Raw genomic sequence first — 25,046 nt, 5'->3', positions numbered from 1 at the left:
GATGGGCTGGCACAACGCGAGCGATCGACAAATCATGGCACAGGGCGCCTTTGAGGTTTGCGGCCGCGATGATGCGTAGCGCAGGAATTCCTCGGCCGCTGCGCGAGCGGCGGATTCGCGACGGTGCCGCAGGAGGTATCCACAATATGACGTCGAACTGGGTTCCCGCCCAGACTTCGTGTGGCCCACACTCTGGTCGCATCCTCGATACCGCGCGGGGCATTCTCATCGGCCTGCGCCGGTGCCCGTCGGAAGCGGCGCTGGACGAATTGCACAACGCGGCATTGCGGCACAAGGTGCCGGTATTCGCGATGGCGTGGGCCCTGGTACACCTGGCCGGCGACGGCGAAAAGACACCGAGCTTCACCGACGCGCAGTCCGCGGCTCGGCACGAGTGGGGAACGCTGTTCTCCTCCGCCGCAGTGCCCTGTTGAGCGGGCACCAAGACGTTGGGACGGCCGAGCTTTCGAGGGGTAACCCGGCCGTCTCAACTCCAATCGCTTCGGCATCAACCCGTTTTGCTGACGCTAGCGCGGCCAGGCCGCCGATTCGGCGGCCGCGCGCAACGCCGCCACTATGCGCTGTTCCTTCTCCCGGAAACGCTCCGTCGGCGCCGGCACCGAGATAGCGACCAGATTGTCGCCCACCGCGCGTCGTGCGATCGCGGCCGCCGATATTCCCGGCGTGTGCTCGTCGCGGTCGAAAGCGATTCCGGTGCGCCGGATCTCGGCCACGTCGGCGCGGAGGCGGTCGGCGGACTCGGAATCCAGGCGGGAGATCAGCGCCTCGGCGTCGGCGTCGTCGAGGGCCGCGAGGGCCGCTTTGCCGTTCGCGGTCGACTCCAGCGGGAACCGGACGCCGACGGCCGACACGGCCCTAAGACGATGTGACGATTCGATCTGGTCGACGAACCACATTCGTCGGCCCCGTAATACCGAGAGGTCGACCGTCTCCCCGTCGGTCGCGCGCGCCACCCGCTCGATCGTCGGCCGGAAGACCGCCGCGATGTGCGCGCCGTCGGAAGTGCCCAATCCCAGCAAGCGGTCGCCGAGGGAAAAGCGTCCCTGCGGATCGACACTGGCCAGCCCGACCTCGACCAGGCCCACCAGCAGCCGGCGAGCCGTCGACTTGGCCAGTCCGAGTCGCTCACCGAGGTCGACCAGCCGCAACCGCCCCGGCTCGGCGGCGATCTCGTCCAGCGCGGCGGCCGCGCGACGCAATACTTGGATGCCCTCGTCGCGGCCAGCTGCAAGTTTTTCCCCCGTGGACGGCATCGGTCCACTATAGTGTTCCGCATACCGGATCACAAAGATCCGTAATGCGAATCACAGGAGATTCCAGATGAGCGGGCTACCGGCCGGGCGGCACCATTTTCGCGGCGATGACGGCTACGAGGCGGCCCGTCGAGGCACCGTCTGGCACCAGCGGGTGCCGGAACGCTACCCGGAAGTGATCGTGCAGGCCGTTGACGCCGACGACATCATCGCCGGTATCCGCCACGCGAAGGCCCACGGGCTCAAGATCAGCATCGTGTCGGGCGGCCACAGCTTCGCGGCCAGCCACCTGCGCGACGGCTCCGTCCTGCTCGACGTCAGCCGCCTCGACGACGTTTCCATTGACGCCGAGCAGGGTCTCGCCCGAGTGGGTCCGGGCAAGGGCGGGAGTCTGCTCATGGCCGACCTCGAGGCGCAGGGTCTGTTCTTCCCCGGCGGTCACTGCAAAGGGGTCTGTCTCGGTGGCTACCTCCTGCAGGGCGGATACGGCTGGAACAGCCGCGTTTTCGGCCCGGCCTGCGAGAGCGTCGTGGGTCTCGATGTCGTCACCGCCGAGGGCGAACGGATTCACTGCGACGCCAGCAACAACGCCGACCTCTACTGGGCTGCCCGCGGCGCCGGACCTGGCTTCTTCGCCGTGGTCACGTCGTTCTACCTGAAGCTTTATCCTCGCCCCGGTGCATGCGGCACAAGCGTCTATGTCTATCCGTTCGAACTGGCCGACGAGGTTTTCACGTGGACGCGCGCCGTCAGCGCCGAAGTGGACCCCCGGGTCGAGCTGCAGGCCGTGGCCTCCCGCGGCGAACCGAACATGGGTATCGACAGCCCTGTCATCTCGCTGGCGTCACCCGCCTTCGCGGACTCCGATGCGGAGGCGGAAAAGGCACTCGCCCTGTTCGGCACCTGCCCGGTCGCCGACCGGGCGCTGGTCAAAATCCCCTACATGCCAACCGATTTGCCGACCTGGTACGACGTCGCGATGAGCCACTACCCATCCGACCACCACTACGCGGTCGACAACATGTGGACGTCGGCGCCGGCCGAAGACCTGCTGCCGGGCATCAGGACGATCCTCGACACCATGCCCCCGCACCCGGCGCACTTTCTGTGGCTGAACTGGGGGCCGTGCCCGCCCCGCCAGGACATGGCCTACAGCATCGAAGGCGACATCTATCTGGCCCTCTACGGTTCGTGGAAGGAGCCGGCAGACGAGGCGAAGTACGCCGACTGGGCGCAGTCCAACATGGCCGCGATGTCCGAATTCGCCGTCGGCATTCAGCTCGCGGACGAGAACCTGGGCCAGCGTCCGGCGCGGTTCGCCAGCGACGCCGCCATGGCCAAACTCGACCGTGTGCGCGCCGCGTACGACCCCGACGGTTTGTTCAACAGCTGGATGGGACGACTCTGATGGCCGGCGACCTGTATCTGGGGTATCGCGGGGGTGATGCGAAGACCCCGTTCGGCAAGTTCTTCACCCCCGAAATGGCCCCGCTGCCGAACCATATCGTCGAGGCACTCGCACACGGGCCGCAAGGCGCGATGGCGCTGTCGGCGTTCGACGACGCCGCGCGCGTCGCGGACGACGGTTACCAGCGGACCGAGAACGGCTACGGGGTCCTCGACGACGGCGGCTATCAGGTGTCGGTGCGTACCGACATGCCGGGGGTGACCCCGGAGATGTGGTCGTGGTGGTTCGGCTGGCACGGCTGCGACACCCGCCGCTACAAGCTGTGGCATCCGCGGGCCCATCTGCGCGCCGCCTGGAAAGGTCAACAGCAAGACGGCCGCGACGATGAGGCCGCGGGCCGTCGGGGCGCCGAACGCTACATCGGTCGCTGGTCGTTGATCAGCGAGTACATCGGCTCGACGATGCTCAATGGCGCAATCCAATTCGTCGATCCGGTGACGATGGGCTGCCCGCCCGACAGCGACGATGCAGTGGCGATCTGCGCCCGGCTGGGATCCAGCGAGGCCCCGGTGGACGTCGGATGGTTCATCCACCACATTCGGTCGACGCCGAACGGCGCGGAGATGCGGTCACGATTCTGGATGGGCGGACGGCACATCGAGGTGCGCAACGTCCCGGGAGTGGCATCGCGCGCCGTGCGCCCGATCGCCTCGCGGGTGCTTGGCAACGCGGAAAGCGGCGCTCGCAATCTGATGGTGCACTGCGCCCAGGAGATGAATCACCTGGCGGCCTTCCTGCCGGAACTCTATGCGGCCTTCGGCGACGAATAGGCCGGATTAGGACTCACACCAACCTATTTCGCTGGCGGCAACTGCCGCGGTCCCGCGGGTGAATCCAGTTCGGCCGGTCCCTCCCGCTTCGTCAATTCCCGGTTGTCGGTGCGCTCCGAGGCGCCCAGCGCCGGGCCGCGCCGCTCCTGACCACCCACCTGCCGGTGCGTGACCGCCGTGCGGTCCACGCGCGACGAGTCGACGAATCCCGTTTCGGGCGAAGGGGATTCATCGGTCTCTTCGGGTGGTGTGGGCCCACCGCCGGCGTCGGAACTTTCGGAGTCGACCGTCACTTTGTGTGTGCGCCTGAACGCGAACGTGATCTCCTCGACCTCTTCGAAGACCTGACGCGCGGTGCGCAGCGGTGCGGTCGTGGTGTCGATCACCCGGGCCACGAACGGCGGCACCAGCGGGCGGATCCAGCGCGCCGCGGCCTTGGTGGCGTCGGGAATCGACGGAATCGGGGTGCCACGCTCTTCGTGCGGCTCCACTTCGCGTGCGACGGGCGCCGGCAAGTTCTCCACAGCGGTGGTCTGCGTGGGGACGGGCGGACTGAGGGCCGCGCGGCTGGCGGCCTCGGCTTCCGCGGCGATCGGCAGGTAGATGTCTTCGTCGGCCGGCTCGAAGGTGCGCTGCGAAGGCGCCAGCACCGGGGGATCGAAAGCGTCCACGATTCGCCGGCGTTGCTGCTCGCGGTCGATCTCGGTCTGGGCCTCGATGGCAAGCCGGGCCTGGGTGAGTTGATGCTCGGCCCACATTATTTCCGCCTGGCGCCGAACCTCGGCGCGTTTGACCGCGATCGCCGTGTCCGCCTCGAGTTCCGCGCGCTCGCGCTCCGCGCGCGCCGCAGCGTGGCGATCGTAGGCGGTCTCGCCGCGCCACCTCCCCAGGATCAGCGGCAGCAGGTAGAGCAGCACGCAGAACGCGATGGTCAGCAGGCGCAACGTCAGCGCCCCGAAGTCGGCGGAGGTCAGGTCGTTCATCGCGACCCAGCGCGCGCCGAGGCCGCGATCGGCGTCCGCGATGACGCCGTGGCGTGCCTCGTCGAGCGCGTGCGCTTCGCGGGAGATCTCGGCGTCCAACCCGGGCGCTTGGCGATCCCGGGCCGCCAGCGCGTCGTCCAGCTCGCGCTGGGCGTCAGCGAGGAGCTCGTTGGCCGTGCGTGTTTCCGGCCCGGCGCCGGGCACACCGGTGATCCGGGTTTGCGGGCACGTGGGAGTGGGGTGGTACTCGCAACGCGCAATGACCAGGGCCTGATCCTGCTGCTGGTGCGCGCGCTCGACGTCGGCGTCGAGCGCGCCGCGCGCACCCCTGGTTTGTTGCAGGGACGCCGTCGCCTGCGCGACCGCCGGCGCGGAGCCGGCGTTGCGCAGGGCGCGTTCGTCGAGACGGTGATCGATCGAGCCGGACAGCAGGACGACCGCGGCCAGTTCGCCGACGGTGACGCCGAGGGCGGCCGTGACCGCCGCGCGCGCTGCCAGCCCGGCCCGGCCCCGGCCGGACCCGGACGCAACCGCGCGGGTGACCGCGCCGACCAGCAGGCCGAAGACAAGGGTCAATGGCACGGCCGACACGAGTGACCAGCGAGCGGACTCGCTCACCGCCAGGGCCGCGACGAGCCACGCCAGCAGCGCGCCGAACAACACCACCGCTCCGGTCACGGCGTGCGTGGAGCGCTCGTGGCGCTCGTCCAGCTCCCGCCGATGCCCGCCGCCAAGCCAGGTGAGCAGGCCAGCGGGCGACAGGTCCGAGCGCTGCTCGGGGACTTCCTGTGCGCACATCAAAAACACCTCCCAATCCAACAAGCCTCCCAGGCGACCACCCGCGGGATCGAATCGAAGCGCCCACCCTGTGGCGTGCTTCACAATGCGGCCCGGGTCGCCGGTGATCCCAGCGGGGGGTACCGAACGCGGATTTTTGCGACGCGTGCAGATCAACGACCGTTCAGGCGGCCGACATGAGACGGTATAAGCCTATGGAGACTCACGATTATGTCACCTACGAGGAGTTCGGACGCAGATTCTTCGAGGTCGCCGTCACCCCCGAGCGTGTCGCCGCCGCATTTGCCGACATCGCCGGCAACGAGTTCGCCATGGAGCCCATCGCTCAGGGGCCCGGCGGGATCGCGAAGGTCAGCGCGAACGTGAAGATCCACGAGCCCAAAGTCACCCGCCGCCTGGGCGACAGCATCACGTTCGTCATCCACATCCCCCTGTCGATCGACCTGCTCCTCGACCTCCGGCTCGACAAGCAGCGGTTCGTCGTCTCCGGGGACATCGCGTTGCGGGCCACGGCGCGAGCCGCCGAACCGCTGCTGCTGATCGTCGACGTCGCGAAACCGCGGCCCTCCGACATCACCGTCAACGTGTCGTCGAAGTCCTTCCGCGGCGAGGTGCTGCGCATCCTCGCGGGCGTCGACGGTGAGATCCGCCGATTCGTCGCCCTGTACGTCGCCGAAGAGATCGACTCGCCGCAGTCGCAGGCCGCGCAGATCATCGACGTGGCGAAGCAATTGCAGGAGGCCTGGCCCTAAGGACGCGGCGAACGCGTAGGCCCGGCCCCGCCGGGGTACTCAGTTCACGTTGCGCGCTGGTCGGCTGCGCTGCCAGTCGGCGCCAACCGCAATCATCGTCTGGGGAGGAGCGACAAGACGTGGCACGAGTAGACGTTTCGGTGTCGTCGGATGTGGACCCGGAGGCCGCCTGGAAGCTGGCCTCCGACCTGAACAGATTCGACGAGTGGATGACGATATTCGCCGGGTGGCGCGGACCCATTCCCGACCAGATCGAGGAGGGCACCTGCGTCTCGTCGTGCGTGAAGGTCAAGGGATTCCGCAACGTCATCCACTGGACGGTCACCCGCTACGACGAGCCGAACTCGATTGAGCTGCAAGGCCGCGGTCGCGGTGGGATCCGCCTCCGGGTGGCGATGACCGTCACTGACAGCAAGCCCGGAACCGATTTCCATCTCACCGCCGACCTGCGGGGTGGATTGCTCAGTGGCCCGATCGGCGGGTTGGTCGCCCGGGTCCTGCGCTCCGATGTGGAAAAGTCCGTGAAGAACCTCGCCGCGCTGCAATAGGCGGCGCAACCAACCGCGTTACCGCGCCACGTGGCCAATCGGCCAGTCGCGCTCCGCTTGGCGAATCCGCCTGCGGTCCATGCCAAGCCAGGCCAGGCCGGCCCCGAACGCGAGCATGGCGACGATCGCGGCGGCAACGCCCGCGCCGGCGTCTCCGAGGGCGAAGGTGGCGACGCACATCACGACTGCCAAGACGGCGGCCCCGACGATGAGCAGCCCGGGCGTGCGCTCCAAGCCTCGCCCCGGCTCGGCTTCACGCCGGCGAATGGTCGGACCCTGGTCGGCAGGGCTGTGGCTCATGGGCGTCTCTCCTCGGGTCACTTCCGTTCGGCCGCTTCCGTTGTGCTACCCGGATTGCCGTCGGGACAAACGACCTGAGGCGTCGCGCCGAGGGGTTCGGCGCGACGCCCTACAGCGTCTGGTGCCGCCCAAAGTACTTATGGTCCTCGCTGTAACCGCCGTAACCGCTTCCGATGTCGCGGTAGTCGGCCACGAACTCGATCCCCTTGATCCACTTGACGAGTTTGAAACCGTGCTGCAGTTCGTTGCGCAGCCGCAGTGGCCTGCCATGCATGTAGGGGAGGGGTTGGTCGTTCATGTTGTAGGCGAGCATCGTCATGTGATGGTCCATCTGGCCGATGTGGTGGGCGTTGTAATAGATGCCGCCCGTCGCGCCGAGGCCCATCGAATAGAACACCGCCCATTTGGCTTCGGGCAGCGGTTTGACGATGTCCATGATCGTCTTCATCTGTACGCCACCCCATTTGGCGACGCCCGACCACGCCTGGATGCAGAAGTGCTGGCTGATCTGCTCGTGGTAGGGCAGCGCCATCAAGTCCTCGAGCGAGAACTCCATCGGGTGCTCGACCAGACCGTAGACCTTGAGCCGCCAGTCCCTGAAGTCGTTGGCTTCCAGCTCTTTGTACTCGACGGTCTCCGGCAGGCGGCCGTTGCGCCAGTGATGCGGCGAGATGTCCTTTTCGGTGAAGGCGCCGGGCTTGGGGTCGAGCTGCTCCAGCATTCGCTGGAACGGGCCGACGAGCGCGTACCCGACCCGCTGGATCACCCGCGGATGGCGAATGGTGAAGGGAGTCGCCCAAACCCACGCGATCGCCGTCACCACCATGGCCGCGGCGAAAATCCCGAAGCCCACCCAGCTGTTGTCGTCGCGGGAGGCGAACATGTGGTTGAGGTTTCGCAGTGCGCTCGTCGTCAACACCATCGTGACGTGCACCAGGATGAAGAACAGGAAGTAGACCAGCACCACGAAATGCAGTGACCGCGCGTGCTGAATGCTCAGCCGCTTGCTGAGCCAGTGCACGCGCTGCGACAGCGCGGGCGACATTCCCAACCCGGTGAGCAAAGCCGCGGGCGCCGCGATGAATACCGTGGTGAAGTAGGACAACAACTGCAGGCCGTTGTAGGCGACCCAGCCGTTGTCGGTCGGCCAGTCCAGGGACAGGTACTGGATGGCCACCGATGCAGCGTTGGGGAAGACGTCCCAGCTGGTGGGCACGATGTGCCGCCACTGACCGGTGGCGAACAGCAACACGTAGAAGACCGCACCGTTGACGAGCCACAGCACGTCCACACCGAGGTGCCACCACCGGGCCAGCCCGATGGAGTGGCGGAACCCGGGCAGGCCCAATTGCGGTGGCAGGGCGACGGTGTCGGCGTTGGCAGTCCACAGCTCGTCATCCGGGACCGGCGGTCCGACCCGCAGCCACTCGTCCTTGCCCGGGGTGGCGTTGCGGCTGAAGTAGAGCCGGGGATGGTCGCAGAGGATCTGAATCCCGGTCCGGATGATGAACATCATCATGAACAGGTTGAAGAAATGCGTCCACCCGATCCAAGCCGGCAGGCCGGGCGTGACATTGGAGCTGTCCGTCCCGGGGTGACGCTGGATAAACGACTGGACGGCCGGCATGTTGTGCAGGCCCTTGCCGACCGCCACCCCGGCGATCAGCAGGGCAAAGCCGATGGGGATCAACCAGAGCAGGTTGAACCACCGGTCGCGGCCGATGCGCAGCTTCGGGGCGGTCGCCCGCCTGGTGAGATCGAAGCCGCCGCCGTAGGTTTCGACGTCGATGATGTCTTCGGCGGTGTGGATCTCGTTGCGGAAATCCGGGGAGGACTCCAGCGGTGTGCCCACTGCCAGTGTCGATACGTTGCCGTTCGGCGCTTCCCGTTTTCCGGTGATTCCGGCGGTATTGACGGCCAGGTTCCGATGTTCGGTGTTCGTCACGCGGCCGAAAATACACGGATCGACTTGTATTAATTGGACACGATCAGGAAGAAACGCGCCGACGGCGGCCCCGCTTCGGCCCACCGCTGCCGGCTGCCGCCCGGGGTGGGCAAAATCGATCTCGCTCCCGAAGGGGATAACCGCACTTGCTTAACGAACCGCCTGTTTGCGCCGCAGATTCGGTTCATGGGGGGTCGCTGTGAGTTTGCGCAAAGTCTTCTGCAAGGTCGCTAGATCGTGTCGTGTGGACGCACCCGGCGCGCCGAACGGATCTCAAGCGCGTTGATGGTCAACGCCCGACGGCCGATCAACCATCCGTCGGTCAGCTCGTATTCGTCGTCGTAGCGCAGATGCCAAATCACGTCGGCGAATTCGTCGCCGCGCCGGTCCCAGTGGTGCGCGATGCACGCAACGCGCCCACGCGCAGTGCCCGGCCCGGTGACGGCGTAGACCTCGCCGATGATGGCGTGCTCGGTGCGCGCGACCGCCGCGACGGTAGCGACGGCGGCGGCGATCGCGCGTCGCCCCCGATGCGAATGAATCGGCTCCAGCGCCTTAGGCGGTTCGGGCACCGTCAGCACGGCGGTATCGGTGAAAAGTGCTGCGACGGAATCGAATCGTCGCTCGTCCACGTTGGCCGCGTATCTGTGCACCAGGTCGCTGAGGGCTGATCGGTCGTCGGCTGACAGGCTCATCGGGGTCACGCGATCAGCGACAGCCGCTGCGCGCACGCCGACAGCATGTCCCTGGCCTGCTCGATGTCGGCGGTCGGCGGCATCGCCAACACGAGCCGGTCGGCGCCCTGATCGACCAGGCTGCCCGCCCGCTCGGCGTCGATCTTGTTGACGGCGTGGCCCAATGACACTTCCAGGGCCGCCGGATCGCGGCCCGCCGACGACGCCTCGTCGCGCATGATGGCGATCAACGACGCCAGCCGCGACCCCGTCGCGCCGAGCGGTTGGAAGCCGTTCGCCAATCGCCCGGCGCGCCGGGCGGCCGCGCGGCTGTGTCCGCCGATGTGAACGGGAAGCCGTTCTCCGGCAATGGGTTTCGGATAACACATGACATTGTCGAAGCTGAAGAACTCACCGTGGTGCGACACCCCGTCCGGTTGGTCGGACCACAGTGCCCGTAAGACGGCCAACTGCTCGTCGGCGCGTCTGCCGCGGTTCTCGAAATCCGCGCCGCACGCCTCGAGCTCCTCCCTGAGCCATCCCACGCCCACGCACAGCCGCAGCCGGCCGCCCGACAACGTGTCCACGGTGGCGGCCCGCTTGGCGAGGACCACCGGATGGTGGTTCGGCAGCACCAACACGCCGGTGGCCAGCCCGAGGGTGGTGGTGCGGCCGGCCAGGAACGCCAGCAGATCGAGCGGGTCGGGGATGGGGCAGTCGGCCGCCAGCCCGACACGTCCCGAACTGTCATACGGGTAGACGCTGTCGTAGCGGGTGACCAGCACGGTGTGCTCCACAACGACGATCGACTCGAACCCGCACTGCTCGAGGTGGCCCGCGAAGGCCGCCATCCACTCGGGATCCGCGGTGACGCCGTCGGCGACCGGCGCCACGACTGAGACCTTCATGGCCTCAGAAGCTAACAGGCGCGCTCTCGACGGCCGCGGGCGCGATTGCACTGCGCACGGCCTCGGCCAGGGTGGCCGCCCGGACATCGGTGAACACGTCCTCGAGCAGCACCGGGCGCCCGGCGGGGCCGGTCAGCGGAATCCGCCAGTTGGGGTATTCGTCGGTGGTGCCGGGCTGATTCTGGGTCCGGCGGTCGCCGACCGCGTCGGTCAGCGCCACGCCCACCAACCGCGACGGCGTCCGGCCCAGGTACCGGTACAAGGCGAGCACGATTTTCTCCGCGTCGTCTTCGCCGTCGTCGAGCAACCCCACCCGGCGCAACTCGGCCAGCCAGGCCGCCAGCTCGGCCCGGTCGCTGGCGAGTTCCTCCTCGGCGGATCGGGTCAACAGGCCCAGGGCTTCGCGCAACCGCACGTGGTCGCCCGCCAGATAGCCGGCGGTCGGCGGCAGATCGTGGGTGGTCACCGAGGACAGGCAGTACTCGCGCCAGCGCTCCGCAGGCAGCGGGCCGCCGTTGCCGTCCCGGTCCAACTCGAACCAGAGGATCGAGGTACCGAGCAAGCCGCGCAACAGCAGGTAGTCGCGCACCCACGGTTCGACCGTGCCCAAATCCTCGCCGACGACCACCGCTCCGGCGCGGTGCGCTTCCAGGGCGACGATGCCGACCATCGCGTCGTGGTCGTAACGCACGTACGTGCCCTCGGTGGGCGCCGCCCCCTCCGGGATCCACCACAGCCGGAACAGTCCGATGATGTGGTCGATGCGTACGCCGCCGGCATGCCGCAGCACCGCGCCTATCAACGCCCGAAACGGCCGATATTCCTCGGCGTCGAGCCGGTCGGGCCGCCAGGGCGGCTGGGACCAGTCCTGGCCGAGTTGATTGAACTCGTCCGGCGGCGCGCCGGCGGTGACGCCTAGCGCCAACACATCCTGCAGGGCCCACGCGTCGGCGCCGTTGGGATGCACGCCGACGGCGAGGTCGTGCATCACGCCCAGCGCCATTCCGGCCCGGACCGCCTGCGAGTGCGCGGAGGCGAGTTGCTCGTCGAGTTGCCACTGCAGCCACCGATGGAAATCGACTGCCTCCGAATGCTTTTCGACAAATTGATCGACGCCGGGCGCGCGGGGATGCTGGAGCGACTTCGGCCAGCAATGCCAATCGTCGCCGTACTTCTCGGCCAGGGCGCACCAGGTGGCGAAGTCGTCGAGTGCGGTTCCCTCGCGGGCGCGGAAGGCTTCGTAGGACAACTCGCGGCCCGCGGATCGCGGCACCCGATGCAAGAGCTGGAGCGCGGCGCACTTCGCCGCCCACGCGCTGTCGCGATCGATGGCGTCGAGCCGGGCGGCTCGCTGTTGCACGTCGGAACGCAGCCGCCGCACCCGGCTGCGTTTGGGCAGCTCGGCGAACTCCGGAATCGCCTCGACGTGAAGATAAATGGGACTGACGAAGCGCCGTGATGTCGGCAGGTAGGGGGACGGCTCCATAGGGGCCGTCGGCGCGGCGGCGTGCAGCGGATTGACCAATAGATAGTCGGCGCCGTGCCGCGACGCCGACCAGACGGCGAGGTCGGTCAGATCCGTCAGATCGCCGACGCCCCACGATTGTTTGGAGCGCACGCTGTAGAGCTGGGCGGCCAGGCCCCAGGCCCGCCGGGCGCCGAGCCGCTCCGGCAACCCGAGCCAGTCCGGCGTCATGATCACCGCGCTGCTGCTCTCCACGCCGCCGGAACGCAGGTGCACCCGGTGATAGCCCAGCGGCAGATCGGCCGGCAGCACGAAGCTGGCCTCGCCGACCCAGCGCCCGTCCAGGTCGAACGGCGGGGTGAAGTTGTCCACCTGCTGGATCCCACCGCGGACCGTGCCGTCCTCGAGCTGCAACCAGACCTCGGCGGGATCACCGTGGGTCACGTGCGCCCAGAACCGCGTCGGCTCACCGGTGCGACCGACGATGGTCGCCGGCAACCGACGCGCCCAATACGACCGGAGCTTCGCGGTCAGCGCCACGTTGCGCTCCTGCTCGGTGCCGGCCGGGACGCCCAGCGCGGCCAACACGGCCACCAGCGTGGCCGCCGAAACCGGCACCCGCCGCCCGGTCCAGTCGTCGTACTCGGTCGCGATGCCGTACCTCCGGGCAAGTTCGACCAGTGACGGCGCGAGCTCACTCATACCGCTCATCTTGCTGCCCGAATTCGCCGCCCGACCAATCGGGGAGTGGTGGCCCGTTTCGCCCGCCCGTTGCGCACTCATTCGTTCGCTGAGGGCACAAGCTCAACAGGACGAGTGGGCCATTCGCCATTACGATGCCCTGAGGAGACATGAGTGTCCGGGCGGGGATCGGCGGGGGAGCCCGAAAGGGCCAGTTCAACGGTGCCTGGTGCGTTACCGCGCCAGCAAACGCGGCGAGGTGAGGGCGTCCGTAGAGATGTACACAAAGTGATGTAGATGTGAACGCACGGCGCCGCGTGGCGAGGTCGCTACGTGTGACTTACCGTTGTCGATGTAATTCGCGCGGCGGACATTTTCAGGGACAATATCTAAGCGTTCTAGCAGACCGGATGGTGAATTAAGTGGCGCAAGAGAGTCGCGGGCAACGCGGGTCGGGGTATGGCCTCGGGTTGTCGACGCGGACCCAGGTGACCGGCTATCAGTTCCTCGCTCGCCGCACCGCAATGGCTCTCACCCGGTGGCGCGTCCGCATGGAGGTCGAGCCGGGACGGCGCCAGACACTGGCCGTGGTGGCCTCGGTCTCGGCGGCGCTGGTGATCTGCCTGGGTGCCTTGCTCTACTCCTTCCTCAGCCCGGCCGGCCAGGTCGGAGATTCGCCGATCATCGCCGACCGTGACTCCGGCGCGCTGTATGTCCGCGTGGGTGACAAGTTGTACCCGGCGCTGAACCTGGCGTCGGCGCGCCTGATCACCGGCCGGCCGGACAACCCGCACCTGGTCAAGTCCAACCAGATCGCCAGCCTGCCGCGCGGCCCTCTGGTGGGCATCCCGGGTGCGCCGTCGAACTTCCACACCGCCACCCCGTCCACCTCGTCGTGGCTGGTGTGCGACACCGTCGCCACTTCGACCGGGGTCAGTGCGCCATCAGGCGTGACGGTGACCGTCATCGACGGGAACCCCGACCTCAGCAACCACCGGCGCGTGCTGAGCGGGTCGGATGCCGTGGTGCTGAGCTACGGCGGGGACGCGTGGGTGATCCGCGAGGGACGCCGGTCACGTATCGACGCGACGAACCGATCGGTGCTGTTGCCGCTGGGCCTGACGCCCGAGCAGGTCGGCCAGGCGAGGCCCATGAGCCGCGCCCTTTTCGACGCCTTGCCGGTGGGCCCGGAACTGACCGTGCCGCCGGTGCAGAACGCCGGCGCCGCCGCCTCGTTCCCGGGCGCCCCCGGTCCGATCGGCACGGTGATCGTCACGCCGCAAATCAGCGGGCCGCAACAGTATTCGCTGGTGCTGGCTGACGGTGTGGAGACGCTGCCCCCGTTGGTGGCCCAGATCCTGCAGAACGCCGGGCCCGGCAACACCAAGCCGGTGACCGTGGAACCGTCCGCCCTGGCGAAGATGCCCGTGGTCAACAAGCTCGACCTGTCCTCCTACCCGGACGCCCCGCTCAACGTGGCGGACATCCGCGAGAACCCGTCGACCTGCTGGTGGTGGCAGAAGACGTCCGGGGAGAACCGGGCCCGCATTCAGGTCGTGTCCGGCGCGACCATCCCGGTCGCGGCCAAGGACGAGAACAAGGTGGTCTCGCTCGTCAAAGCCGACACCACGGGCCGCGTGGCCGACCAGGTCTTCTTCGGGCCCGACTACGGAAACTTCGTGGCCGTCACCGGCAACGACCCAGGCGCCAAGACGACGGAATCGCTGTGGTGGCTGACGGACGCGGGCGCCCGGTTCGGGGTCGACGACACCCGCGATGTCCGTGAGGCCTTGGGTTTGAAGACCAAACCGAGCCTGGCGCCGTGGGTGGCGCTGCGGCTGCTCCCGCAAGGTCCGACCCTGTCCCGGGCGGACGCGCTCGTGGAGCACGACACCCTACCGATGGATATGTCCCCAGGAGAATTGGCGGTACCTAAGTGAAACGCGGGTTTGCGCGGCCGACACCGGAGAAGCCTCCGGTCATCAAGCCGGAGAACATCGTCCTTCCGACGCCCTTGAGCATTCCGCCGCCGGAGGGCAAGCCCGTGTGGCTGATCATCGTCGGCGTACTGGTGATCGGCCTGCTGATCGGCATGGTCGCAATGGTCTTTGGCAGCGGCTCGCGCGTGTTCGGTGGCGCGGGCGCCATCTTCCCGATCTTCATGATCGGTGGTGTCGCGATGATGATGTTCGGCGGCCGCTTCGGCGGCCAGCAGCAGATGAGCCGGCCCAAGCTGGACGCGATGCGCGCCCAGTTCATGCTGATGCTGGACATGCTGCGCGAGACCGCCCACGAGTCGGCCGACAGCATGGACGCCAACTACCGGTGGTTCCACCCGGCGCCCACCACGCTGTCCGCGGCGGTGGGGTCGTCGCGGATGTGGGAGCGCAAGCCCGACGGCAAGGACCTCAACTTCGGCGTGGTGCGAGTCGGCGTCGGCATGACCCGACCCGAGGTGACCTGGGGTGAGCCTCAGAACATGCCGACCGACATCGAGCTGGAGCCGGTGACCGGTAAGGCGCTGCAGGAATTCGGGCGCTACCAAAGCGTCGTCTACAACCTGCCCAAGATGATCTCGCTGCTGGTCGAACCCTGGTATTCGCTCGACGGGGAGCGGGAGCAGGTCCTGGGACTGATGCGGGCGATCATCTGTCAGCTGGCGTTCTCGCATGGCCCGGACCACGTGCAGATGGTCGTCGTCAGCTCGGACCTGGACGAGTGGGACTGGGTGAAGTGGCTTCCGCACTTCGGCGACCCGCGGCGTCAGGACGCCGCGGGGAACGCGCGGATGGTCTACAGCTCGGTGCGTGAGTTCGCCGCCGAGCAGGCCGAATTGTTCGCCGGCCGTGGCTCTTTCACGCCCCGGCACGCGAGTTCGTCGGCGCAGACTCCGACGCCCCACACGGTGATCGTCGCCGACGTCGTCGACCCCCAGTGGGAGTACGTGATCAGCTCCGAAGGCGTCGACGGGGTGACGTTCTTCGACCTGACCGGCGCCTCGATGTGGACGTCGGTTCCCGAGCGCACCTTGCGGTTCGACGACAAGGGCGTGATCGAGGCGCTGCCGCGCGACCGTGACACCTGGATGGTGATCGACGAGAAGCCGTGGTTCTTCGCCCTCACCGACCACATCAGCATCGCGGAGGCGGAGGAATTCGCCCAGGCGCTGGCTCGCTGGCGGCTCGCCGAGGCATACGAGGAGATCGGCCAGCGGGTGGCCCACATCGGCGCCCGAGACATCATGTCCTACTACGGGATCGACGATCCGGGCCACATCGACTTCGAGTCCTTGTGGGGCAGCCGTAACGACTCGATGGGCCGTTCGCGGTTGCGGGCGCCGTTCGGTGTCCGTTCCGACAACGGCGAGCTGCTGTTCTTGGACATGAAGTCTCTCGACGAGGGCGGTGACGGCCCGCACGGCGTCATGTCCGGTACGACCGGTTCCGGTAAATCGACCCTGGTGCGAACCGTGATCGAGTCGCTGATGCTCAGCCACCCGCCGGAAGAGCTGCAGTTCGTGCTGGCCGACCTCAAGGGTGGGTCGGCGGTCAAGCCGTTCGCCGGGGTGCCGCACGTGTCGCGGATCATCACCGACCTGGAAGAGGACCAGGCGCTCATGGAGCGCTTCCTGGACGCCCTGTGGGGCGAGATCGCCCGGCGCAAGGCGATCTGCGACAGCGCCGGTGTCGACGACGCCAAGGAATACAACTCGGTCCGTCTCAGGATGCGGGCGCGGGGCCAGGACATGGCGCCGCTGCCGATGCTCGTGGTGGTCATCGACGAGTTCTACGAGTGGTTCCGCATCATGCCGACGGCGGTCGACGTGCTCGACTCGATCGGCCGGCAGGGCCGCGCCTATTGGATCCACCTGATGATGGCGTCGCAAACCATCGAAAGCCGCGCCGAAAAGCTCATGGAGAACATGGGTTACCGGCTGGTGCTGAAAGCGCGTACCGCCGGTGCGGCGCAGGCGGCCGGTGTGCCGAACGCCGTGAACCTGCCGGCGCAGGCCGGTCTGGGCTACTTCCGGCGCAGCCTGGAAGACATCGTCCGGTTCCAGGCCGAGTTCCTGTGGCGGGACTACTTCCCCCGCGGCCTCACCGACGACGGTGAGGAAGCGCCTGCGTTGGTGCACAGCATCGATTACGTTCGCCCGCAACTGTTCACCAACTCGTTCACCCCGCTCGAGGTGAGCGTGGGCGGGCCGGACCTCACCCCGGCCGCGATCACGAACGGCGAGACGCTTGAAGCCGACGGTCTGCCGCGCGACGACGACGACGTCGAGGGCATCCGGGTGCCGAAGGTCGGCACGGTCATCATCGATCAGCTGCGCAAGATCGACTTCGAGCCGTACCGGTTGTGGCAACCGCCGCTCAACCAGCCCGTCCCCATCGACGAATTGGTCAACCGGTTCCTCGGCCACCCGTGGCAGGAGAACTACGGCACGGCGCGCGATCTGGTCTTCCCGATCGGGATCATCGACCGTCCGTTCAAGCACGACCAGCCGCCGTGGACGGTCGACACCTCGGGTCCGGGCGCAAACGTCCTCATCCTGGGCGCCGGCGGTTCGGGCAAGACCACGGCCCTGCAGACCCTGATCTGCTCGGCCGCGCTGACCCACACCCCCGAGCAGGTCCAGTTCTACTGCCTGGCCTACAGCAGCACCGCGTTGACCACCGTCGCCCGGCTGCCGCACGTGGGTGAGGTGGCCGGTCCGACGGATCCGTACGGCGTGCGCCGCACGGTGGCCGAACTGCTGGCGTTGGTGCGCGATCGCAAGCGCACCTTCCTCGAGTACGGCATCGCCTCGATGGAGGTGTTCCGGCGCCGCAAGTTCGGCGGTGAGCCCGGCCCCGTCCCCAACGACGGGTTCGGTGACGTCTACCTGGTGGTCGACAACTACCGGGCGTTGGCCGAAGAGAACGAGGTGCTGATCGAGCAGGTCAACCTGATCATCAACCAGGGCCCCTCGTTCGGAGTCCACGTGATAGTCACCGCGGACCGCGAATCCGAGCTGCGGCCCCCGGTGCGCAGCGGTTTCGGCTCCCGGGTGGAATTGCGGCTGGCGGCCGTGGAAGACGCCAAGCTGGTGCGGTCCCGGTTCGCCAAGGACGTTCCGGTCAAGCCGGGCCGCGGCATGGTTGCGGTCAACTACGTCCGACTGGACTCCGACCCGCAGGCCGGTCTGCACACGTTGGTGGCCCGGCCCGCGCTCGCCACCACGCCTGACTATGTGTTCGAGTCCGGCAGCGTCATCGACGCGGTCATTCGCCTCACGAGCGGTCAGGCCCCGCCGGTGCGCCGGCTCCCCGCCCGCTTCGATGTGGAGCAACTGCGGGAGCTGGCCGCACGGGACACCCGCCAAGGGGTCGGCGCGGGCGGAATCGCCTGGGCCATCTCCGAATTGGATCTGTCGCCGGTCTACCTCAACTTCGCCGAGAATGCGCACCTGATGGTGACGGGTCGGCGCGAATGTGGGCGTACCACCACGCTGGCGACCATCATGTCGGAGATCGGCCGGCTGTACGCGCCGGGAGCCAGCAGCGCACCCACGCCTCCGGCCGGCCAGCCGTCGGCACAGGTGTGGCTGGTGGACCCACGACGTCAGCTGCTGACCGCACTGGGTTCGGACTACGTCGAGAAGTTCGCGTACAACCTCGACGGCGTCCAGGCGATGATGGGCGAGCTGGCCGCGGTCCTGGCCGGACGCGAACCGCCGCCCGGCCTGTCCGCGGAAGAGTTGTTGTCGCGGTCGTGGTGGAGCGGTCCGGAGATCTTCCTGATCGTCGACGACATCCAGCAGCTGCCGGCCGGTTTCGATTCACCGCTGCACAAGGCCGCGCCATGGGTGACGCGGGCGGCCGACGTCGGGTTGCACGTCATCGTCACGCGCACCTTCGGCGGTTGGTCTTCGGCGGGCAGCGACCCGATGTTGCGGGCCCTGGCCCAGGCAAACGCTCCGTTGCTGGTGATGGACGCCGACCCGGACGAGGGATTCATCCGCGGAAAGATGAAGGGCGGCCCGCTGCCCCGCGGTCGAGGCCTGCTGATGGCAGAGGACACCGGCGTGTTCGTACAGGTGGCGGCGACGGAGTTGCGGAAGTAAGACGGGATGCCGCTGCGCCGGGGTTGGCTGGATCAGCCCCAGCGCAGCGGTAATTCTTTGAGCGCGAAACTTTTTGACGGGTAGTTGATCGCGGGAACATAGTCCGCGGGAAGGTCGAAGTCGGGAATCTGCTTCAGCCATTCCCCGACGACCACCGTCAGTTCGATCCGCGCCAGGTGGGACCCCAGGCAGCGGTGTGGCCCGCCCCCAAACCCCCAGTGCCGGTGGACCTTTCCGTCCATGACCAATTCATTGACCGACGTCGCATCGCTGTCGTCGCGATTGACGGCGGCCATGCACAACCGCACTGAAGTGCCAGGGGGCAGCGTCATCCCGCCAATGTTGACGTATTCGGTGGTGATCCGGGGCGCCACCGGCGCCGAGGGTTCCAGCCGGACGATCTCCTCGATGAAAACCCGGATCTGCCTAGGGTTGTCGCGAAGCAACTCGCGCAGCTGTGGTCGGCGCGCCAATTCGAACAGGCAGAACCCGATCGCCGCGGTCACGGTGTCCAGGCCCGCCAGAATCAGCAGGTGGCTCATGCCCAGCAGTTCGAGGTCACTGAAGTCACCGTCACTGGCCATGATCCGAGACAGCATGTCGGGGCCCGGGTTCTGCCGGCGTTGCTGGATCGCATCGGCCAGATACGCCAGCAGTTGCTCACTCTTTCCGATGTCAGCCTGGGTGATGTACGGCTTGTCGCTGACGACGGCGTCCTTCCAATCGATCAGGCGATCGCGATCCTGGATCGGCAGGCCGTAGAGGTCCATGAAGACTTGAAACGGGTACAGGTGGGCGAAGTCTGCCATCACTTCGCACTTGCCCTGGGCCGCAAGGGCAGCGATCATTTCGGCGGCGTGCCGCTCCAGCACCGGGCGGGAGTTGCTCAGCCCGAGCGGGCTGAAGAAGGGCTGCAGCACCTTGCGGTAACGCGTGTGCTGCGGGGGGTCAAAAGCCAGCGGCAACACCGGTAATGGGTGCCCGGGAGGCTGAAGGATCGTCGACGAGAACACCTTGGGATTGCGTAGCGCGGCCAGCACGTCCGCACGGCGCGTGATGTAGTAGTGGCCGTTCATGAACACCACCGGCCCGGCGCCCCGCAGCGTTTTCCACCCGACGCCCCGGTCCACGGCCATGGGAAGCTTTTCGAAATCGAGCCGCGGTAGGTGGAACGTGGCTTGCTGGCCTTGGCCAGGAGTGCTCATGGGCTCTCCGCTTGTCTGTCTGATCTCGGCAACCGCTGGGCGGGTCGTCGGCACCGATTTTCGCTGAAACCCAATATCGCATGTGTCGCAAAGGGACACGAATCCGACCGTTGGTCGGGAGCGGGGCTTACAGCGGCCGACCCCGCTTCGCGAGCATCTTCTACACTTCAGCGAGCGGCTGATCTCCGTCTCGATTCGTTCGGCGCGATCCCGCTTGTTCTGCGGAGCCGGGTAGGGAGGAAACCTGATGAGGGTTCGTCTCGAACAATCCAAATGCGTGGGCCACGCCCAGTGCTACGCCGTTGACCCGAATCTGTTCCCCATTGACGACTCGGGCTATTCGATCCTCGAGGAGCACGAGGTGCGGCCCGAGGATGAGCAGTTGACGCGTGACGGTGTGGCGTCTTGCCCGGAGATGGCGTTGATCCTCGAAGAGGACTGACGCCCCAACGCTCCACTGCGCCCGGCGAACTGGGCGCCGAACCGCATTTTTGGCAAACCCCGGATGAACAATCAGTTGCCAGAAATGAACGGCAGTCGACGGGGAGTGAACAGTGGCTGGCGTGGAATGAACAGTTGGCGTCGCGTATCGGCGCGCCCACGATAACGAACTAATCTCATGGACGAGCGACAGTTCGGAGAAGACCGTGAACTGTCGCTCGGTTGCTGACAGCAGGGGATCAATCGAGGCTAAAGGTGCACGTTGTTCCTGACCGGACGTCTGAGAAGTGTGGTGCGAGACCACATTTGGGCGTCGGGCACGGGATCGGCAGGATGCACCGGCCAGCCCGCCGACTGGGGTGGCAGACCGAGAGGTCTGAGTCGGTGATTCCGGGCGCTCAGCTACCTACGGGTGGCAATTGCTTACGAAGCCGTGACCACGGCCACCACTGATCCGATGCGACTGCCGCGATCGCCAGCGATCGCGGCCAACTGAGGAGAACAGGTGTTTGACTTCGGGGCGTTACCGCCGGAGGTTAATTCCGGTCGGATGTATGCGGGTCCGGGTTCGGGGCCGTTGATGGCTGCGGCGGCGGCTTGGGATGAGATTGCCGCGGAGGTGGGGGCGGCGGCGAGTGGGTATGGCTCGGTGGTTTCGGAGTTGACGGCGGGGCCGTGGGTGGGTCCGGCGGCGTCGTCGATGGTGTCGGCGGTGTTGCCGTATGTGAGTTGGCTTGGTGCGGTGGCGGGGTTGGCTGAGGACACGGCCAGTCAGGGTCGGGCGGCGGCGGCGGCTTTTGAGGCGGCGTTTGCGATGACGGTGCCGCCGCCGGTGATTGCGGCGAATCGGGTGTTGTTGGCGACGTTGGTCGCGACGAATTTCTTTGGGCAGAACACGCCGGCGATCATGGCGACCGAGGCGCAGTACATGGAGATGTGGGCGCAGGACGCGGCGGCGATGTATGGGTATGCGGCGGCTTCGGCGACGGCGTCGGCGTTGGCCCCGTTTGCTGCCCCGCCGAATACCACCACCCCCGATGGGATGGCCGATCAGGCGTTGGCGTTGACTCAGGCCGCCCAGCAGCCGGCGGGCAACACCGCCCAGACCGTGGCCTCGACCTCCTCACAACTGGCGAGCACACAGTTGATGACCGCTGCGGCGCCCCAGGTGGCGACCCAGCAGGTGACCACCACGGCCGCGACGCAGCCGGGGCCGTTTACCTGGCTCACCAGTGCGCTTCAGAACTTCTCGCAGAGCGGGTTGCCCACCCCGACCAACAACTACCTGGGGCTCAACCCCACGTTGTACACGGTGATCCTCAAACAAACGTCGGGTCTGGGGTATTTCTCGAATGGTCTGGCGCAGTTCAGTTCCTCGATCGCCCAGCAGTTGACCTTTGGTCCCGGTGGTAGCACCGCCGGTGCCGGCGGTGCCTGGTTCCCGACGCCGCAGTTCGCCCAGTTGGGCCTGGGCAACCTGGGCAACGTCGGGGGTGGCGCCGTTGCGGCCAGTGCCGGGCAGGCCACCCACGTGGGGGCGTTGTCGGTTCCCCAGCAGTGGGCCACGCTGACCTCCGCGGTCAGCCCGGCCAACGCCGCCGAGGCCGAGGCCGTTCCCGTGCAGACCGCCGGGGCCGGCGCCCCGCCGGGCAACGCCCTGCTGCGCGGCATGCCCACCGGCGCCCTCGGCCGACGCAGCGCCACCGCGGGCTACTCGCACAAATACGGCTTCCGCTACAGCGTCCTCACCCGCCCACCATCGGCCGGATAAGGAAAGCCCAGGTGAACGGAAGTTGTACATGAATGAACAGTCGGCACTAGGGAGGCGAGGCACCGCGTGACCCCATTAATCTCACCAGCAAGCCATGCCTGCGGTACGCCCACCGGCAAACCGTTCCTCGAAGGCCAGCGGGCCTAGAGACCAGGGGAGGGAATTTGATGTCGTTTGTCACGACGCAACCGGAGGCGTTGGCCGCGGCGGCGGGCGGTCTGCAAAGCATTGGTTCGACATTGAGCGCGCAGAATGCAGCGGTGGCGGCCCCAACGACGGGGGTGGCGCCGGCCGCCGCTGACGAAGTGTCAGCGCTGACGGCGGCGCAGTTCTCTGCGCACGCGCAGATGTATCAGGCTGTGAGCGCCCGGGCTACGGCGATTCACGAGATGTTCGTCAACACCCTGAGGATGAGCTCGGGGTCCTACGCGGTGACTGAGGCGGCCAACGCGGCCGCGACGGGTTAAGGAGTCAATGGTGTTGGATTTTGGGGCGTTTCCGCCGGAGTTCAATTCGGCTCGGATTTATTCGGGTCCCGGGTCGGGATCGTTGATGGCGGCGGCCTCTGCGTGGAGTGCGCTGGCTGCCGAGCTCAATGCGACGGCGTTGAGCTATGACAAGGTGATCACCGCGCTGAGCAGCGAGGAGTGGCTGGGTACGGCGTCGGCGACAATGGCGGCGGCGGTGCAGCCGTACGTGACCTGGATGACGACGACGGCCGCGCAGGCGGAGGAGGCGGCCGCCCAGGCGCGCGCGGCCGCGGCGGCCTACGAGACCGCGCTGGCCTCGTCGGTGCCCCCGCCGTTGATCGCGGCCAACCGGGCCGAGTCCATGCAGCTGCAGGCGACCAACGTCCTGGGGCAGAACACCCCGTTGATCGCCCAGCTGGAGGCCCAGTACGGCCAATTCTGGGCGCAGGATGCTGCCGCGATGTACAGCTATGCGGGTCAGACATCGACGGCGACCAAGATGACGCAGTTCAGCGCGGCGCCCAAGATCTCCAACGAATCCGGCACCGCCACCCAAAGTGCCACGGTCGCCAACGCGGCGACCAACACCACGGCCGGCAACGCCTCCAACACTGTGTCCAAGACGCTGTCAAGCCTGGCGCAGCCGACCACCACTGCGGCCCCGAAGCTCCTGACCCAGTCGACTCAGGCGACGGATCCGTTCAGCGAGATCTGGTTCCTGCTGACCGGCCAGTCCGTCTTGCCGAACAACCTGGGGACGGCCGTGAACGGCTACAGCCCGTTCGCGAGCTTGTTCTATAACACCGAGGGTTTGCCGTACTTCAGTATTGGTATGGGCAACAACTTCGTGCAGATCGCCAAGTCGGTGGGTGCGATCGGTGGTGCGGCTCCGGCGGCGGCCAAGGCGCTGCCGGGCCTGGGTGGCCTGGGTGGTCTGCTCGGTGGTGGGGCCGGTGCGGTGCACCCGGCGGCCGCGATCGGCGGTGCGGGTGCCACGTCGATCGGTGGCAAGTTGTCGGTGCCGGTGGCCTGGACCGGGGGTCCGGCCGTCCCGCCGATGGGGCACACGGCGATCCCGGTCAGCGCCATCAGCGCGGCACCCGAGGGGGCCGGGGGACCGGGCAACCTGCTCGGCGGCATGCCCCTGGCCGGTATGGGCACCGGCACCCACGCCGGCGCCGGACCCCGCTACGGATTCCGCCCCACCGTCATGGCCCGACCCCCCTTCGCCGGCTGATCACCCCCTGTGGAATGGCGTAGCCGCACGTCGACCGGGCACCAAAGGGTGAGCAAACGAATGCGCGTGGAGGCGCCGCCAGACTCGTGGCGCCGCTCACCGCGGCGTCCGTCCCCGCCGAAGGACCTACGGCCCCCGCTCGAGGGACTGAAAACCCTTTCAAGGGAGTCCTGGCGTCGGGGATCGTTTGGGCGGTCGCCGCTCGTGCGAAAGGAGTTAGCGAGCAACGAGATCTTATTAGTAACCGCGGTGCCGCGGCGGCTGGGAGATGACTACCAGCAACTTTGCCTGCCGGGTCTGTCACAGTTTGCTGTGACCGTACTGCGAGGTGCTGCGATCCAGGTCAGGCGCTGTTACTGTGGCGTTACCGAAAATGAATTCGCCGTACCGTCAAGTGAACAATTGCAAACAGGCGGCTTCCGAAAGCGCTTCAGGGGTCGCGGTCATCTAGTCTCTGCAGAGTCGGGGATTGAACTAGGAGGGAACCAAGTATGTCGTTCGTGACCACACAGCCCGAGGCTCTGGCTGCGGCGGCCGGAAACTTGCAGGCCATTGGCTCAACGCTGAGCGCTCAGAACGCGGCTGCCGCCGCCCCCACCACCGGGGTGGTGCCCGCTGCTGCCGACGAGGTGTCGGCGCTGACGGCTGCACAGTTCGCGGCGCACGCGCAGATGTACCAGGCGGTTAGCGCCCAGGCCGCCGCCGTTCACGAGGCGTTCGTGAACACGCTGTCGACAAGTTCTGGCTCGTACGCTGCGACCGAGGCAATCAACGCAGCTCAGACGGGCTAATCGAGTCGGCGGTTGATGGTCTGGGACGGGACGTCGTCGACGTGGAATCCCACCTGACCGCCCTGCAACCGATGATCTCGGGGGCTGACGGCCGGACAACTCAAACGCCGGAGTTCGGGTTTGACGTCCGTCTCACCGTGTTAGAGCAACCGGTGGCCGCCGGCTGACGGGAAGGGGGGATCATCCTTTTGCATTCGGCTCGGCGGTTCGCCAGCGCGTGACCGGTCCGGCCATTCGTCGTAAACACAGCAAGTATTTGAGTACTACGAATTAAGGAGACAGCCACATGGCAACACGTTTTATGACTGACCCGCACGAAATGCGGGCCATGGCGGGCCGCTTCGAGGTGCACGCCCAGACGGTTGAAGACGAGGCTCGCAAGATGTGGGCGTCCTCGATGAACATCGCCGGCTCGGGCTGGAGCGGTCAGGCGCAGGCCACCTCGTACGACACCATGGG

General features: G+C 67.2%; 21 protein-coding genes. 13 read left to right on the top strand and 8 right to left on the bottom strand.

The window, feature by feature from the left end; all coding sequences use genetic code 11:
• The first annotated feature begins 146 nt into the window (after positions 1 to 146).
• A complete protein-coding gene (locus A5678_RS04260) occupies positions 147 to 434 on the top strand; it encodes an ANTAR domain-containing protein (RefSeq protein ID WP_068038914.1) in 288 nt (95 codons plus the stop codon).
• Between the two features lie 93 nt (positions 435 to 527).
• Here A5678_RS04260 and A5678_RS04255 read toward each other — a convergent pair whose 3' ends face one another.
• Entirely contained in the window at positions 528 to 1,274 is a 747-nt protein-coding gene (locus tag A5678_RS04255) for an IclR family transcriptional regulator (RefSeq protein ID WP_068038912.1), read from the bottom strand.
• Between the two features lie 67 nt (positions 1,275 to 1,341).
• Between A5678_RS04255 and A5678_RS04250 the strand changes: the two genes are divergently transcribed.
• Together A5678_RS04250 and A5678_RS04245 are read left to right on the top strand one after the other, a co-directional pair.
• A complete protein-coding gene (locus A5678_RS04250) occupies positions 1,342 to 2,682 on the top strand; it encodes an FAD-binding oxidoreductase (protein ID WP_068038909.1) in 1,341 nt (446 codons plus the stop codon).
• Positions 2,682 to 3,512, top strand: a complete 831-nt coding sequence (locus A5678_RS04245) for a hypothetical protein (protein ID WP_068038905.1) — start codon at positions 2,682 to 2,684, stop codon at positions 3,510 to 3,512. Before A5678_RS04250 ends, A5678_RS04245 begins: the two co-directional genes overlap by 1 nt.
• A gap of 23 nt (positions 3,513 to 3,535) precedes the next feature.
• On the opposite strand, the gene A5678_RS04240 is transcribed toward A5678_RS04245, so the two are convergent.
• Positions 3,536 to 5,293, bottom strand: a complete 1,758-nt coding sequence (locus tag A5678_RS04240; RefSeq protein ID WP_068039339.1) for a DUF4407 domain-containing protein — start codon at positions 5,291 to 5,293, stop codon at positions 3,536 to 3,538.
• A gap of 194 nt (positions 5,294 to 5,487) precedes the next feature.
• On the opposite strand from A5678_RS04240, the gene A5678_RS04235 reads away from it, so the two are divergent.
• Together A5678_RS04235 and A5678_RS04230 are read left to right on the top strand one after the other, a co-directional pair.
• Complete coding sequence (locus tag A5678_RS04235) at positions 5,488 to 6,045, top strand: hypothetical protein (RefSeq protein ID WP_068038903.1); 558 nt, start codon at positions 5,488 to 5,490, stop codon at positions 6,043 to 6,045.
• A gap of 119 nt (positions 6,046 to 6,164) precedes the next feature.
• A complete protein-coding gene (locus tag A5678_RS04230) occupies positions 6,165 to 6,593 on the top strand; it encodes an SRPBCC family protein (protein ID WP_082945377.1) in 429 nt (142 codons plus the stop codon).
• A gap of 18 nt (positions 6,594 to 6,611) precedes the next feature.
• On the opposite strand, the gene A5678_RS04225 is transcribed toward A5678_RS04230, so the two are convergent.
• The 5 genes from A5678_RS04225 to malQ form a co-directional block, all read right to left on the bottom strand.
• On the bottom strand, positions 6,612 to 6,893 hold the full coding sequence (locus A5678_RS04225) for a hypothetical protein (RefSeq protein ID WP_068038900.1): 282 nt from the start codon (positions 6,891 to 6,893) through the stop codon (positions 6,612 to 6,614).
• A 109-nt stretch (positions 6,894 to 7,002) separates the two neighbouring features.
• Positions 7,003 to 8,745 (bottom strand): molybdopterin-dependent oxidoreductase, encoded by a 1,743-nt coding sequence (locus tag A5678_RS04220; RefSeq protein WP_068039333.1) that lies wholly within the window; start codon positions 8,743 to 8,745, stop codon positions 7,003 to 7,005.
• Between the two features lie 323 nt (positions 8,746 to 9,068).
• Positions 9,069 to 9,533, bottom strand: coding sequence for a nuclear transport factor 2 family protein (locus tag A5678_RS04215; RefSeq protein WP_068038897.1), 465 nt, complete (start codon positions 9,531 to 9,533; stop codon positions 9,069 to 9,071).
• 5 nt (positions 9,534 to 9,538) lie between these two features.
• Positions 9,539 to 10,420 carry an LLM class F420-dependent oxidoreductase gene (locus tag A5678_RS04210; RefSeq protein WP_068038894.1) on the bottom strand — a complete coding sequence of 294 codons (882 nt, stop codon included), beginning with the start codon at positions 10,418 to 10,420 and terminating at the stop codon, positions 9,539 to 9,541.
• Positions 10,421 to 10,424: 4 nt separating this feature from the next.
• Positions 10,425 to 12,587: a 4-alpha-glucanotransferase gene (gene malQ, locus A5678_RS04205; protein ID WP_068038891.1), complete on the bottom strand. Its 2,163-nt coding sequence runs from the start codon at positions 12,585 to 12,587 to the stop codon at positions 10,425 to 10,427.
• Positions 12,588 to 12,988: 401 nt separating this feature from the next.
• Between malQ and eccB the strand changes: the two genes are divergently transcribed.
• Together eccB and eccCa are read left to right on the top strand one after the other, a co-directional pair.
• Positions 12,989 to 14,506 (top strand): type VII secretion protein EccB, encoded by a 1,518-nt coding sequence (gene eccB / locus A5678_RS04200; RefSeq protein ID WP_068038888.1) that lies wholly within the window; start codon positions 12,989 to 12,991, stop codon positions 14,504 to 14,506.
• Positions 14,503 to 18,672: a type VII secretion protein EccCa gene (eccCa, locus tag A5678_RS04195; protein ID WP_068038885.1), complete on the top strand. Its 4,170-nt coding sequence runs from the start codon at positions 14,503 to 14,505 to the stop codon at positions 18,670 to 18,672. The genes eccB and eccCa overlap by 4 nt, the downstream gene beginning before the upstream one ends.
• Before the next feature lie 32 nt (positions 18,673 to 18,704).
• Here eccCa and A5678_RS04190 read toward each other — a convergent pair whose 3' ends face one another.
• Positions 18,705 to 19,877 (bottom strand): cytochrome P450, encoded by a 1,173-nt coding sequence (locus A5678_RS04190; protein ID WP_068038883.1) that lies wholly within the window; start codon positions 19,875 to 19,877, stop codon positions 18,705 to 18,707.
• Between the two features lie 247 nt (positions 19,878 to 20,124).
• Here A5678_RS04190 and A5678_RS04185 point away from each other — a divergent pair, with 247 nt between their 5' ends.
• The 6 genes from A5678_RS04185 to A5678_RS04160 all read left to right on the top strand — a co-directional run.
• Positions 20,125 to 20,319 (top strand): ferredoxin, encoded by a 195-nt coding sequence (locus tag A5678_RS04185; RefSeq protein ID WP_066953924.1) that lies wholly within the window; start codon positions 20,125 to 20,127, stop codon positions 20,317 to 20,319.
• Positions 20,320 to 20,823: 504 nt separating this feature from the next.
• Positions 20,824 to 22,089 carry a PPE family protein gene (locus A5678_RS04180; protein ID WP_068038881.1) on the top strand — a complete coding sequence of 422 codons (1,266 nt, stop codon included), beginning with the start codon at positions 20,824 to 20,826 and terminating at the stop codon, positions 22,087 to 22,089.
• A gap of 167 nt (positions 22,090 to 22,256) precedes the next feature.
• Positions 22,257 to 22,556 (top strand): PE family protein, encoded by a 300-nt coding sequence (locus A5678_RS04175; protein WP_068039328.1) that lies wholly within the window; start codon positions 22,257 to 22,259, stop codon positions 22,554 to 22,556.
• Positions 22,557 to 22,563: 7 nt separating this feature from the next.
• Positions 22,564 to 23,796, top strand: coding sequence for a PPE family protein (locus tag A5678_RS04170; RefSeq protein WP_068038878.1), 1,233 nt, complete (start codon positions 22,564 to 22,566; stop codon positions 23,794 to 23,796).
• A gap of 491 nt (positions 23,797 to 24,287) precedes the next feature.
• A complete protein-coding gene (locus A5678_RS04165) occupies positions 24,288 to 24,587 on the top strand; it encodes a PE family protein (RefSeq protein ID WP_068038872.1) in 300 nt (99 codons plus the stop codon).
• Positions 24,588 to 24,873: 286 nt separating this feature from the next.
• Positions 24,874 to 25,046: WXG100 family type VII secretion target (locus A5678_RS04160; RefSeq protein ID WP_197502025.1), on the top strand; the 173-nt coding region annotated here is incomplete at its 3' end.

Source organism: Mycobacterium sp. E2733 (assembly GCF_001667585.1).
Taxonomy (GTDB): domain Bacteria; phylum Actinomycetota; class Actinomycetes; order Mycobacteriales; family Mycobacteriaceae; genus Mycobacterium.
The sequence above is the reverse complement of the archived record's forward strand: the minus strand, read 5'-3'. Positions and strand labels throughout refer to the sequence as shown.

Coding starts and splice junctions, on each gene's coding strand:
- A5678_RS04260 (WP_068038914.1), top strand. CDS start 147: ATGACGTCGAACTGGGTTCCCGCCCAGACTTCGTGTGGCCCACACTCT.
- A5678_RS04255 (WP_068038912.1), bottom strand. CDS start 1,274: ATGCCGTCCACGGGGGAAAAACTTGCAGCTGGCCGCGACGAGGGCATC.
- A5678_RS04250 (WP_068038909.1), top strand. CDS start 1,342: ATGAGCGGGCTACCGGCCGGGCGGCACCATTTTCGCGGCGATGACGGC.
- A5678_RS04245 (WP_068038905.1), top strand. CDS start 2,682: ATGGCCGGCGACCTGTATCTGGGGTATCGCGGGGGTGATGCGAAGACC.
- A5678_RS04240 (WP_068039339.1), bottom strand. CDS start 5,293: ATGTGCGCACAGGAAGTCCCCGAGCAGCGCTCGGACCTGTCGCCCGCT.
- A5678_RS04235 (WP_068038903.1), top strand. CDS start 5,488: ATGGAGACTCACGATTATGTCACCTACGAGGAGTTCGGACGCAGATTC.
- A5678_RS04225 (WP_068038900.1), bottom strand. CDS start 6,893: ATGAGCCACAGCCCTGCCGACCAGGGTCCGACCATTCGCCGGCGTGAA.
- A5678_RS04215 (WP_068038897.1), bottom strand. CDS start 9,533: ATGAGCCTGTCAGCCGACGACCGATCAGCCCTCAGCGACCTGGTGCAC.
- A5678_RS04210 (WP_068038894.1), bottom strand. CDS start 10,420: ATGAAGGTCTCAGTCGTGGCGCCGGTCGCCGACGGCGTCACCGCGGAT.
- malQ (WP_068038891.1), bottom strand. CDS start 12,587: ATGAGTGAGCTCGCGCCGTCACTGGTCGAACTTGCCCGGAGGTACGGC.
- A5678_RS04190 (WP_068038883.1), bottom strand. CDS start 19,877: ATGAGCACTCCTGGCCAAGGCCAGCAAGCCACGTTCCACCTACCGCGG.
- A5678_RS04185 (WP_066953924.1), top strand. CDS start 20,125: ATGAGGGTTCGTCTCGAACAATCCAAATGCGTGGGCCACGCCCAGTGC.
- A5678_RS04175 (WP_068039328.1), top strand. CDS start 22,257: ATGTCGTTTGTCACGACGCAACCGGAGGCGTTGGCCGCGGCGGCGGGC.
- A5678_RS04170 (WP_068038878.1), top strand. CDS start 22,564: ATGGTGTTGGATTTTGGGGCGTTTCCGCCGGAGTTCAATTCGGCTCGG.
- A5678_RS04165 (WP_068038872.1), top strand. CDS start 24,288: ATGTCGTTCGTGACCACACAGCCCGAGGCTCTGGCTGCGGCGGCCGGA.